This window comes from Erysipelatoclostridium sp. An173, assembly GCF_002160495.1.
GTDB lineage: Bacteria > Bacillota_I > Bacilli_A > Erysipelotrichales > Coprobacillaceae > Thomasclavelia > Thomasclavelia merdavium.
This window is the reverse complement of record NZ_NFKR01000008.1, coordinates 12,925-25,732: the sequence shown is the minus strand read 5'-3', so window position 1 is coordinate 25,732 and position 12,808 is coordinate 12,925. Positions and strand designations below refer to the sequence as shown.

The following is a 12,808-nucleotide window of genomic DNA, read 5'->3' as shown; positions in this document are numbered from 1 at the left end:
CTTACTAGTATATCGCATTTAACTAATTAAATCATGTTATATACTTCATCGCTACCTATATTTTATCACTGCAAGTTATAACTACCAATCACAAATTTATCTATAAAAACCTAATATTCGGTTTTAAAAAAAGATGCCGAAATTATTCGACATCTGATAAATCTTCACCATTAGTTTCAATAACTTTTTTATACCAATAGAATGATTTCTTTTTGCTTCTAGAAAAATCACCTTCATGAGCATTATTATAATTTACATAAATAAATCCATAACGTTTATCATATTCACCAGTAGAAGCAGATACGATATCAAATGGTGACCACATTGTATATCCTAATAAATCTACACCATCATAATCAACAGCATCACGCATTGCTTCAATATGTGATTTGAAGTAATCAATACGATATTGATCATTAATTGAACCATCTTCTTCTACTTTATCATAAGCACCAAAACCATTTTCAACGATCATCATTGGTAATTCAAAACGATCATAGAACCAGTTTAGACACCAGCGAAGTCCTAGAGGGTCAATTTGCCATCCCCAGTCAGAAGCTTTTAAGTATGTATTTCTTACAAAGTCTTCTCCTGAATAATCAAATGTTTTTTCATTACGTCCTTGATATTTTGTTGCAAAAGACATGTAATAAGAGAATCCAATATAATCAACTTTACCTTCTGCTAAGACTTTTTCATCTTCTTTAGTAATAAAGTCATATCCTTTTCTTGCAAATAATTTTAACATATGTTGTGGATAATGTCCGCGAGCATGAACTTCAACATACCAGTATTTTTGATGCATAGCACCTAAAGCATTCATAACATCTTCTGGATTAGAAGTAGCTGGATAAACGGCATTCATACCAATCATACAACCAACTTTTAAATCAGGATTGATTTCATGTGCTGCTTTTACAGCTAAAGCTGATGCAACTAATTCATGATGAGCTGATAAATACATTAAATATTCAGGATCGTCACCTTCTTTTAATAAAACAGCCCCTTCTTGAATCAAGTTATGTTGTGTGTAATCAGCCTGGTTATTAATTTCATTGAATGTCATCCAATATTTAACTTTGTGTTGATATCTTTCAAAACATACTTTTGCGAATTTAACAAACATGTCAATTGCTTCACGATTTCTAAATCCACCATACTCTTTAGCAAGCGCCCAAGGCATTTCAAAGTGTGATAAAGTAACTACTGGTTCAATTCCATATTTATGACATTCATCAAATAAATCATCATAGAATTTTAAACCAGCTTCATTTGGTTCTTTTTCATCACCACGTGGGAAAATACGTGTCCATGCAATAGAAGTTCTAAATGCTTTAAATCCCATTTCAGCCATTAAAGCAATATCTTCTTTATATCGATGATAGAAATCAACACCGACATGGTTAGGATAATCTTCACCTTCGATAACACCATCTGTTAAACGACGAGGTGCTCCAGTAACATTATCTCCTGCTGTTTCAACATCACTACAGCTAATTCCTTTGCCACCTTCTTGCCAGGCACCTTCACATTGATGGGCAGCAACTGCTCCACCCCATAAAAAATCTTCTCTAAATCCCATATACTTTTCCTCTTTTCTATAAAATATCATTACTTATATTATATACTAAAGAAAGAGAGATTTTAATGAATTTTTGGTTAATTATAAAAGATATTTTTTGACATTGGCATGATAATTTTTATATATAGCAACAATATATCCACTATCTAATTTTTCTACCAAACCATATCTAAATAATTCTTCTTGATCTAAATGATACTTTTCAACTAACTGATGCATAACATCACGAGATTGTTGTTTACTTATACGACTTTTCCACCAGCGTTTTGGTTTTACTTTGGTTAATCGTAAATAATCTTCTATCAATAAATCTTCATATTCATAATTTAAATATTGATTTAAATAACTAAATAATTCATCATTTTGAAACTTAAACAGCTTAAAACCATGTTCTAGATAATACTTACCAAATTCCATAAAAAAGTAAAATGGTGAACTGACATTATCCATGACCTTATTCATTGTTATAGGCATTTTGCCACTATTCCAGAATTTTTCCAGCATTTCTTCAGCCAAATGAATTTTTTTAATATCCTCTTTAGATAAATCATTACTTTCAATTAACTCGTATGGTGGTTTAGAATCATAAACATAGCCATACTTATTAGCTTCATTTCGTAAACTAGTTCCTCTTAATAGTTTTAAAAAGCCAAGTTGTAATTCTTTAGGTCTAAAAGCAAAGACATCATCAAAAGATTTTGCAAAACGACTAAGATTTTCTAGTGGTAAACCAGCAATTAAATCTAAATGAAAATCAATTTTATGATTAGACTGTAATTGTCTAATTACTTCACTTAATCGATTAAAATCTTGATAACGACGCACAATTTCATTTGTTGGATCATAAGTTGACTGAATCCCTATTTCAAATCGCAACAAACCATCAGGGGCATAATCATTAATATAATCAATAATTTTTTGATCTAAAACATCACCATTAATTTCAAACTGGAATTGCATGCCAGGCTTGGCATTTTTAAAAACAAATTCTAAAATAGCTAAAGCATGGGAAGTTTTAGCATTAAAACTTCGATCTAATAGCTTTATCGTTTTAACACCACTATTAATAATTAACTGTAATTGCTCTTTTAAATAATCTAAACTAAAAAAACGTAATCCTTTTTCTAAAGACGATAAACAATATTGACATTGATATGGGCAGCCACGGCTAGTTTCAAAATACAAAATTCGATTAGCCATATCTGGTAAATCTCTTGATAATAAATATGGTGATTCTAACGATTCTACATAAGCTAAGTCAACTGGTTTAGTCTGGCGATAATCACGCTTATTTTTACTACTGATTCCTTGAATATCAACCTCTTGATTATTTTCAAGACAATCTAATAACTGTTTAAAAGCAACTTCACCTTCACCACTAATTAAATAATCAATTTCAAAATTATCTAAAAAATAATCAATCTCATAACTTACTTCTGGACCACCAACAACAATAATTAAATCAGATTTAATACTTTTTAATTTAATAATTAACTCACGTACTAAATCAACATTCCAGATATAAACACTTATCGCTAAAATATCAATTTCTTGCTTAATTATATCTTGTACAATATTATCAAGATTATCTTTGATAGTATATTCTTTAAAATCAGTATTGTGGTAAGCAATAGTCGCTACATATAATAATCTAACTGATAATGATTTATGTATATATTTTGAATTTAATGTTGTAATTAATGTTTTCATATCCACCTCATTAAAATAATCTAGAGTAAAACCCTAGATTATTTCTCTTCAACTTTTGGCATAACATTGTTGTATAAACAATATTCTTCAAAAGTCCATTTATTTTTTACAATTTCTTTGGCAACATCTTCACCTACATAGCGTAAATGCCATGGTTCATGAGCAATACCAGTAATACCATCAGTACCATCTTCAAATCTGATGATAAAACCATATTTATAACAATTTTCAACTACCCAGCGATATTCTTCAGTATCACCAAATGTAATTCTTTCACCATCAACAACACTTTGAGAAGTTAAATCTAGACCCAAACCAGTTTGATGTTCACTAGCACCAGGTGCTGCTACGTATTCAGAAGCATATTGACCACCATAACGTGTTTCAAAATCGTTATAAATTGCTACTTGAGTTTCATATGAACGATAAGCACTATTTACAACTAATTCTAACCCTTCTTTTTTTGCAGCTTCATACATCTTAGTTAATGCTTTAGAAGTTTCTGGTGTCATTTGTGAATTTTCACAATCTGGAGCAACCGGAATATCTGGTTCTACTAATTCTGGTTCATAATCATCTGGTAAATAGAAACCTTTTTTAACTAATGTTAATAATTCATCAGGATTACTGATAGTATAACTATCTTGAGGGTCTCCATTACTAGAAATAATAAATGGATAATTAGTTATACAAACTGCATAATTATAATCTTTATATGTAGCATAAGCACTAATATAACCAGCTAAATTTTGAATTTTATAACCTTCAACCTTACTATATGGTTCTAAATCATTAGCACTATAATTATTATCAATTAAATATTGGAAATCATCTTCACTAGCACCATCTTCAATTAATTTCCAAATATCATCATTACTATATGAAAGACTTTTTAATTTAGGTACTTGAGTTTCATATAAATTATCAACATAGCTAACAACATCAGCATATTCTAATTTTTTATTTAATCCTAAATATCTTTCATATTCGTCATACCATTCAACATTATCAGATTCTTCGATCCAGTTAACGATATGATCCATTTTATCATGTGCTAAAATTTCATTCTCTTCTTCTTTAGTTAATGATAAAATCTCACTAGCTTGTGAAAACGAATATCCTTTAAACATCAATTGAATTCGAGTCAAGTTTAAAACAATAACTACTGCGATGATTACAACAGCAATAACCACACCGATAATAGCCACTCTACCAACTCTTAAACGACTACTACTACCACCATAGCTACTATAATAACCATAATCTCTTTTTTTTCTAAACATTCTTTTTACTCCTTTTATTTATATGAATCTAAATAATCTTTTCGACCAATTTCATATTGATCATTACCTTCACTATCAATAATTACTACTAACGGCATATCTTCAACGACCAAACGGCGAATTGCTTCAGGTCCTAAATCATCAAAAGCAATAACCTCACACTCTTTAATACAATGCGACATCATCGCCCCGGCACCACCAATAGCACCAAAATATACACCAGTATTTTCTACTATTGCTTTTTTTACAGCATCTTGACGATATCCTTTACCAATCATTGAACGTAAACCTTGTTCAATTAAGCGGGGCGCATAAGCGTCCATACGTCCTGAAGTTGTTGGTCCGCCACTACCAAAAACCTGACCCGGTTTACTAGGGGTTGGTCCAACATAGAAAATCACCTGATCTTTTAAAGGGAATGGTAATTCCTTTCCTTCATCAAGTAATGCCATTAATCTTTTATGAGCAGCATCACGCCCAGTATAAATTACTCCACTTAGCAATACTTCATCGCCAGCATGTAATTTTCTAATCTTTTCTTTTGTAAGCGGCGTTGTTAATTTAATCATAATCTAGCCTCCTTATGTCGAGAAACATGACAGCAAATACTAACTGCAACAGGCATTCCCGCAATATGAGTTGGATAAGTTTCAATATTTAAAGACAACGCTGTTGTCTTACCACCATATCCAGCTGGACCAATTCCTGAAGCATTTACTAATTGCAATAGTTCATCTTCTAACAAAGCATAGCGACTATCTTGATGATGAGTTCCTATTTCACGTAACATTGCTTTTTTTGCAAGCATTGTTACCTTATCAAAAGACCCACCAATTCCTACACCAATTACCATCGGTGGACAGGCATTAGGACCAGCATCATTAACAACTTTTAAAACAAAATCTTTTACCCCTTGAACACCATCACTTGGTTTTAACATTTTTACTTGTGACATATTTTCAGAACCAAATCCTTTAGGGGCCACTACTATTTTAAACTCATCACCTGCTACAATATCAAAATAAATTATTGCAGGAGTATTATCTTTAGTATTAACACGATCAAATAATGGATCATCAACAACCGACTTTCTTAAATACCCTTCTTGATATCCTTGACGAACTCCTTCATTAATCGCTTCTTTTAAATCACCATCAACATGGACTTCTTGACCAATTGTCACATAAACAAATGCCATTCCGGTATCCTGACAAATTGGCATCATTTGTTCTTTAGCCAAAATTGCATTTTCAACTAAAACATCCAATGTCTTTTTAGCTAATGGATAAGGTTCATTTTCTGCTTTATTTTTTATCGTATTAAAAACATCTTCTGGTAAATTGCAAGCAGCTTCTTTACATAATTGTTTTACAGTTTTTATAATATCTTCACATTTAATTTCTCGCATCTTTATTCCTTTCATAAAAAAAGGTATTTAACAACCTTTTTAAACAATATTTTCCTGAACATCTGGATAATATAATGAATAATATCTAAGTGACATCAACTCAACAGTTGTAAGCAATGTATGCTTACCTGTTTTTCTTTGCTTGCTATCACCTAATATGATAGTATAATCAACATCTATTCCAATATCAATACCAGGATTATTAGTAATCAAAACAACTTTGCAATGAGCTTTTTTTAAATACTGCAATACCTTAGTATTACTTTTTAAATAAAACCCATTTACAGTCATAATAATAGCAACACTATTTCTATCTAAAGATCGTGCACATTCAATTTGCCGTTGTGTTTCCATATAAGCCATTGTAAACTTTTCAAGCATCAATAAATCAGTTTGAAAATGTAATGCTGCCGAATGTGAAAACTGTGTTCCAAAAAAAGCAACCGAATCACTATCATGAATCAATTCTAAAACTTTATCAATAACATTCCAATCTAAATAATGTGTCAAATTAGCGACTGCATGACATACTTGCTGACTATAATATTCAGTACATGCCTGTGGTTTATCTTTCATAACATTTAAAGGAACATTAATCAAGTTATTAAACTTTTTACTATCAGAAGCAAAAGAAGAACATTCCTGCTTTAAATGTGCATAGTTTTCATATCCAAGAGCACGACAAAAACGGGAAATTGTAGCAGGGGAAACATAACATTCTTTAGCCAGCTGGCTAATTCCCATTTTAGCTACTTTGGAAAAATTGTGTGCCATATACCAGGCAATATTATAATTTGTATCTGCCTCGCTAGCTGTATCTAAAAAGATAATCAAACGATAAAACAAACTTTTCATTATGCTATCCTCCACTTATGTGTATTATACACTATATTTTGATAATTTAAAATAGCTCACTTATAGCTGTAAAAAAATTAATTTCACATATTTTTTTATATTCTTTTTACATTTTGACCAACCTTTTAATATATATTATAAGCGTAGTCAAAAGATATTCGATTTTCCCTTCAATATAATGACTACAAGATATAACGATATCCTTCCCTGATATCATATATTATTAGTATCCTTTCCCTGATAACTAATAAAAAGATGGCAAGTGCTTTTCCCCACTTGCCATTTTACGTTTATAATACTTCTTGATATACCCGCAAAACATTTCTATAAAAAACTTTTTCAATTTCATCATTAGTCAATCCGGCATCTTCTAAAGCTTTTTGTAACAAAGGCATCATCGAAGCATCTTTAATTTCCAGATTTTGACTAATTCCATCAAAGTCACTGCCTAAACCAACATAATCAATTCCAACTAGATCTTTAATATATAAAATATGTTTTACCATATCTTCAATACATGATCTTTCATCACCAGTATCAGACTGTTTTAAAAAGTCACCACAAAAATTAATTCCCATTACCCCACCACGTTTTGCCAGTTCTTTAATCATATCATCACTTAAATTACGAGCAACATCACAAACACTACGAGCATTACTATGTGAAGCAACAAATGGTTTAGTTGTATATTTCAAGACATCATAAAATCCAGCATCACCTAAATGTGATACGTCGATGATCATTTTCAAGCGTTCCATTTCCTGGATATAAGCAATTCCAAAATCAGTTAATCCCTTATCAGTATTAATGCTTTTTAAACGAGCAAATCCTTCACCACTTAACATATTAGGATAACCTATCCCATTTGGATGATTCCAGGTTAACGTAATCATTCTAACACCAAGACGATAATAATTGCGCAAAATCGCTAAATCATTGTTAACAACGGCCCCTTCTTCTAATGTTAATAATGCTGACATCAATCCTTTTTCTTGATTATCAACAATATCTTGATAACTAAATACTGGTTTAATAATATCCTGATTTCTTGCTAGTTCTTGATAATATAAATCAATTAATTGCTGTGCTTTAGTTAACGGATCAGGATTACTTTTTAAATTAACAAACATTGCAAAGTTTTGTAAAAGATAATCCCCTTTTTTCATCTTGTTTAAATCAACGTTAAAATCATTTTCTTTTAAACTGCCACCTTCTTTATATATTCTTGAAATAGTATCACAATGCATATCCACAACTTTCATTTTGCTAGCCCCCTTTATATTATTAAATAATACAATAAAATGATATTTATATTGCATTATAAATATCACTTTAAAAACATTATTTTATTTACAAATATAGTGAATCGCAATACAACCAAGTCCACCATGACAAGTTAATACCGCTGGAAGTTTATTAACAAAAACTGCAATTCCCTCAAAAATATCTTGTAATAAATTTTTAGCTTTAATAGCTAATTCTTCATTATCAGCATGAGAAATATAGATTCTAAAATCCTGAGCATTAACATTAGCTGATTTAAACTTTTCAATCATTGTCTTAATAACTTTACTTTCTGTTCGACTCATAGCAAACTTATCAACACAGCTGCCATCTTCTTTTAAATACAACAACGCTTTTACTTTTAAAATCGTTGCCATTTTAGCAGCCAATGGTGATAATCTACCAGAACGAGCTAATTGTTTAAAATCTAGTGGTGCTAAAAATGAAAATACATTAGCACTTTTTCTTTCTAACATTTCAAAAATTTCAGCTACACTACAATCATTATTAGCCATTTCTTTAGCACAAATAGCCATATCCATAACAGGAGCGCCAATTTGACGACTATCATAAATATACATATTATCCATTTCTAAATCATTTTTAACTAAATTAAAACCGCTCCATGTCCCGCTTAAATCACTACTGCATGTTATAACAATAATCGCTTCATAATTTTCACTTTTCCATTTTTCCATTAAATTTTGTAAATAACCAGTATTAGGCTGTGAAGTTGTTGGAATACAACCATCTCTTAATTTTTGATATAACTCTTCTGTTGAAATATCAATTTGATCTTTATATTCTTGATGATCAATCAGCACACTTAAAGAAACAAGTTCAATTCCATATTTTTTAGCCTGATCCCCGTTCATTGCACTTGTTGTATCTGTAACAATTAAATAATTTTTCATAATTCTGTCCCTTATAATTCAATTTCCATTTCTTGATAATCTTTTGTTAAATGCTGATATTTTTTTAACCAGGTAACAGCTTCCTTATATTCCTCTTCAGTCAATAGTTCATCTAAAATATCTCGATAAACTAATGCACAGACATCATAGATACTTTGCCATAAAGCATCAAACTTATTTTCAGCTTTTTGATCAGCCTGCTCACTTTCTAAATAAGCAGCTAACTGATGTCCAGACTTGACTGCTTCATCTAGTTCTTTTGCCATTATTATACCCTCCTGTGTTCTTTACAAAATTATAACATTTATTTAAACAAAAAGTGATAATATTCATAATTATTTTATAATTTGTAATTTATTGTTATTTAAACAAAAAAAGAAGGTTTAAATTATATTATCATAATATAATTTAACCTTCTTAACATAATTTATACTATCTAAAATTAATTTTCTTTTTTAGCTAAATAACCTTTTAAAACTAAAACTATCAATAACAATCCACTACTAAAAGTAATAACTATTAAATGATCAAATGAAACAGTATCATCAGTCTTAACAGCGGTTATTGCCTGGTCATACATGATAACTTTTTGGACTTCAGTAGTATTTTCAACCGTAAAAGTAAGTTCACTAGCAAGTTGATATCCATCAGGGGCTTTTGTTTCAATTAATTTATATTCTTGTCCCACTACTAATCCTTGGATCAAATGACCACTTCCATCAGACTGCCATTGATCAATAATATTTCCATCCTGGTCTTGAATTTGTAATTTAGCTCCTGCTAGACCTTGATTATTAGCTTTATCTAATTTCAATACTTCTACTTTAGTAATCTGATTTTCAATTTCTAATTCATGACTATAAACTTTGGTTGTCGTATCATTTTGCTCAAAGGCAACGATATGTTTTTTTTCATCAAGAACCAAACCTGGTAAAGTGGCAATTTCTTCAAGTTGATATTCTACTTGACCTGTTCCTAATGGTAAGTTTTCAATCGTTAAATTGCCATCTGATGATAAATTATATTCACCAACAACATCACCTTGATCATAAATAACACTACCATCAATTGGAGAAACTATTTTACTGTTAGCTGTTAACCTAAATTTAATTGGTGATAAATCCTGGATATTTACCCGACTAGTATCACCTTCACCTAAATCAATTTTCTTAATAACTGTTAGTTTACCACTAGGAGTATCGTTAACTACATTGATTTCTAAAATTGGATCACCATCTTCATCTGTTGTATAATCACGAATGTTTTCAATCGTAAATTCAATTGGACTTTCTAGAGCCAAAAAGCCTTCTGGCGTTTTTACTTCTTCAAGATAATATTTACCGGGATCTAATTGTAATGGTAAAATTACTGTTCCGCGATCATTATCATGATTACTATATGAATCATTTACAATAACATTATCACTATTGGTAGTAAAAGTGTCATAGTTTTTACCACTAACTTTTTGAACAATAGTATCATTAGCGTGATATATTATTTTACCGTTAGAAACAATATCTTCTTTAGCTTTAATTTTAAATGAAGCACTGCTTAAAGTTACAATTTGATTAGTTTTTTGATCACGCTTAACTAATTTTAATTGCGTAGTGTAAGGACGATTATTAATATCGATAGTTTTTATCTGATCAATATCGCTATATTCACTATAATCATCTGTTATGTCAATTAAAAAATCAGGAGCTGTCATATAATCCTGCGGTGTTTTAGTTTCTTTAACTAAATACGTACCATATGGCAAATATTTAGTTGCTGCCCGACCGTTTTCATCAGTAGTAATTACATCATATACACTAGCATTATCCCAGCCAACATTATCAACTTCACTTTTAAGTTTGAACGTAAATTCACAGCCTTGTAAACCTTTAACAAAACCACTTATCCCTTCTTTTTCCCCAGATTTATGAACCTGTATTTTTTGCATGTTTACTCTATTAGCTGTTTCTTTGGTTTCTAAAATTTTAGAAACGGTTTGACCTTGATAATTTATATCAACATTAATATCATTAGGATTTAATACTAAAGTATCATTAGCTTTACTTTCATGAAGATAATACTTACCCACATGTAAATTATCAAAAGTTATCTGCCCTTGTTCATCAGTTATTCCCTTTGCAACTACATCACCTTTATTAAAATATGTAATTGTTTTAGCCTGGTTGGTAATATCATCACGAGCAATCAATTGATATTCATTACCTTTTAAATAACTATCACCTGATTTACCATCAGTTTTACTAGTATCAATTTTCTTTGTTAATTCTAACTTACCTAATGGTTCTTCATTACTAACACTTTGACTGGCTGTTTCATCTTTATTAATCGTAACTGCAAAAGTTGTACTATTTAATAAATAACCATCAGGAGCGCTAATTTCTTTTAACTCATATGTTCCAATTGGTAAGTTTTCAACTACTAATTTACCATTAGTAACCGTTATGTTTTCATCATAACCTTCAAAACTAATTGATTTTAAATTAAAGATAGCTCCATCAATCAAATCATTATTTGTATTAGTTTTACTAAGTTCTAAACGACCAGTATCGATCCAATCAACATGATATGTTAAATTGGCAACATCATAAGTATAACTGCCATGAGTCTGGGTATTACCACTGCCATAAATTGCTAGCGGTACAAAACGAGTACAATTACTACCGGCAATATTACCACTAGTATAATCTTCTGTTACACTTAATGGTGCTGTTAAATAAAAACTTTGACCACCACTAACACTGACAGTTCCAGTTTCAGAAGCATTAGTAGTCACATTATGAAGAGTAACCCCATCTTGTAAAGTAACATTGATCACTGCATTACTAGCCCCGTTGAAAGTAACTGTATTAGTCTTTTGTAATTTAGTAGCTGGATCAAAACTAGCAGTGAAAGAATCACTTAAAGTTGGACTAACTGGCATTGGTAAACTAGCTATATAATTATATAACCCTTTTAATCCGATTCCTAAAGTTTCTAATCCATCCAAATCAACACCCATCATATCACCACTATAAGCAATTGATAATAAAACATGAGTATAAAGATAATGGGTTTCTGGTGCTGTTAATCCATCACCTTCTAGTCCTGTACCACTACCATCAAGCTGTCCTTCTAAAGCAGCCGGTCCCCCATAACCATAGTAAAGCAGCTTACTAATCATTTCATTAGAGTTTACTAATTCTTCAGCTGTCTTATTACCAGAACTAGGACTATTTTTACTTGATTCCAGGCAGTAAGACCATTGCCCATTAAAAGTACACATCCAGGTACTCCACTGTTTAACGCCTAATTTCCTTGCCCACCATTCTGGATAATCAAGTTCTTTAACGCGGGTAAATGGTCCTGTATAACTAGCGGCATTTATAGTATTAATACTTGTTAAAAGGCAACTAAAAACCATTAGTAAAGAAATTATTATTTTAAACAATTTCTTATTTCTTTTTTTCAACCTTATCATTTTAACTTTCCTCCTTAAAATAAAAAAAGCATTTTATAATGCTTTTAAACAAGGATCACGACAAAACATCTTTATTCCCCTCTTTCTATAAACTGTTCTTTTAGAAAAACGAAATTCAATAACTAAAGTATTTGATAATTAAAAAAGTACCCGAACGGGTACTTTGAGAAAATAGAATATTCGCTTTCCTTGGCTTTATCTTATCATTTACCAATTTAGTTGTAAAGCAAGCACCAGGGAATAAAGATTTAATAAATTGTAATAAATTTTGTCTTTTATCTAAATTTTATCAATATTTTT

The 12,808-nt window shown here is 30.5% G+C and carries 10 protein-coding genes; all 10 read right to left on the bottom strand.

The window, feature by feature from the left end:
- Nucleotides 1-142: 142 nt before the first annotated feature.
- The 10 genes from B5F09_RS05130 to B5F09_RS05085 all read right to left on the bottom strand — a co-directional run bounded on the left by B5F09_RS05130 (nucleotide 143) and on the right by B5F09_RS05085 (nucleotide 12,508).
- A complete protein-coding gene (locus B5F09_RS05130; protein WP_087372270.1) occupies nucleotides 143-1,582 on the bottom strand; it encodes a 6-phospho-beta-glucosidase in 1,440 nt (479 codons plus the stop codon).
- Between the two features lie 81 nt (nucleotides 1,583-1,663).
- Nucleotides 1,664-3,292, bottom strand: a complete 1,629-nt coding sequence (locus B5F09_RS05125) for a B12-binding domain-containing radical SAM protein (RefSeq protein WP_087372267.1) — start codon at nucleotides 3,290-3,292, stop codon at nucleotides 1,664-1,666.
- A 38-nt stretch (nucleotides 3,293-3,330) separates the two neighbouring features.
- The gene (locus B5F09_RS05120; RefSeq protein ID WP_087372264.1) at nucleotides 3,331-4,575 is read right to left on the bottom strand and encodes a M15 family metallopeptidase; all 1,245 of its coding nucleotides are present in this window, start codon (nucleotides 4,573-4,575) and stop codon (nucleotides 3,331-3,333) included.
- A gap of 14 nt (nucleotides 4,576-4,589) precedes the next feature.
- Nucleotides 4,590-5,144, bottom strand: a complete 555-nt coding sequence (locus B5F09_RS05115) for a Fe-S-containing hydro-lyase (RefSeq protein WP_087372260.1) — start codon at nucleotides 5,142-5,144, stop codon at nucleotides 4,590-4,592.
- On the bottom strand, nucleotides 5,141-5,983 hold the full coding sequence (locus tag B5F09_RS05110; protein ID WP_087299976.1) for a fumarate hydratase: 843 nt from the start codon (nucleotides 5,981-5,983) through the stop codon (nucleotides 5,141-5,143). Before B5F09_RS05110 ends, B5F09_RS05115 begins: the two co-directional genes overlap by 4 nt.
- 39 nt (nucleotides 5,984-6,022) lie before the next feature.
- On the bottom strand, nucleotides 6,023-6,838 hold the full coding sequence (locus B5F09_RS05105) for a MurR/RpiR family transcriptional regulator (RefSeq protein ID WP_087372257.1): 816 nt from the start codon (nucleotides 6,836-6,838) through the stop codon (nucleotides 6,023-6,025).
- 290 nt (nucleotides 6,839-7,128) lie between these two features.
- Nucleotides 7,129-8,100, bottom strand: coding sequence for a dipeptidase (locus B5F09_RS05100; protein WP_087372254.1), 972 nt, complete (start codon nucleotides 8,098-8,100; stop codon nucleotides 7,129-7,131).
- Between the two features lie 84 nt (nucleotides 8,101-8,184).
- Complete coding sequence (locus B5F09_RS05095; RefSeq protein ID WP_087372251.1) at nucleotides 8,185-9,036, bottom strand: DegV family protein; 852 nt, start codon at nucleotides 9,034-9,036, stop codon at nucleotides 8,185-8,187.
- 11 nt (nucleotides 9,037-9,047) lie between these two features.
- A complete protein-coding gene (locus B5F09_RS05090; protein ID WP_239404256.1) occupies nucleotides 9,048-9,302 on the bottom strand; it encodes a hypothetical protein in 255 nt (84 codons plus the stop codon).
- A gap of 176 nt (nucleotides 9,303-9,478) precedes the next feature.
- Complete coding sequence (locus B5F09_RS05085) at nucleotides 9,479-12,508, bottom strand: SpaA isopeptide-forming pilin-related protein (protein ID WP_087372247.1); 3,030 nt, start codon at nucleotides 12,506-12,508, stop codon at nucleotides 9,479-9,481.
- Between the last annotated feature and the right edge of the window lie 300 nt (nucleotides 12,509-12,808).

What these genes read in the sequence shown, in the direction of transcription:
- B5F09_RS05110 (WP_087299976.1), bottom strand. Translation starts at nt 5,983, where the DNA reads ATGCGAGAAATTAAATGTGAAGATATTATAAAAACTGTAAAACAATTA.
- B5F09_RS05105 (WP_087372257.1), bottom strand. Translation starts at nt 6,838, where the DNA reads ATGAAAAGTTTGTTTTATCGTTTGATTATCTTTTTAGATACAGCTAGC.
- B5F09_RS05100 (WP_087372254.1), bottom strand. Translation starts at nt 8,100, where the DNA reads ATGAAAGTTGTGGATATGCATTGTGATACTATTTCAAGAATATATAAA.
- B5F09_RS05095 (WP_087372251.1), bottom strand. Translation starts at nt 9,036, where the DNA reads ATGAAAAATTATTTAATTGTTACAGATACAACAAGTGCAATGAACGGG.
- B5F09_RS05090 (WP_239404256.1), bottom strand. Translation starts at nt 9,302, where the DNA reads ATGGCAAAAGAACTAGATGAAGCAGTCAAGTCTGGACATCAGTTAGCT.
- B5F09_RS05085 (WP_087372247.1), bottom strand. Translation starts at nt 12,508, where the DNA reads ATGATAAGGTTGAAAAAAAGAAATAAGAAATTGTTTAAAATAATAATT.
- B5F09_RS05115 (WP_087372260.1), bottom strand. Translation starts at nt 5,144, where the DNA reads ATGATTAAATTAACAACGCCGCTTACAAAAGAAAAGATTAGAAAATTA.
- B5F09_RS05120 (WP_087372264.1), bottom strand. Translation starts at nt 4,575, where the DNA reads ATGTTTAGAAAAAAAAGAGATTATGGTTATTATAGTAGCTATGGTGGT.
- B5F09_RS05130 (WP_087372270.1), bottom strand. Translation starts at nt 1,582, where the DNA reads ATGGGATTTAGAGAAGATTTTTTATGGGGTGGAGCAGTTGCTGCCCAT.
- B5F09_RS05125 (WP_087372267.1), bottom strand. Translation starts at nt 3,292, where the DNA reads ATGAAAACATTAATTACAACATTAAATTCAAAATATATACATAAATCA.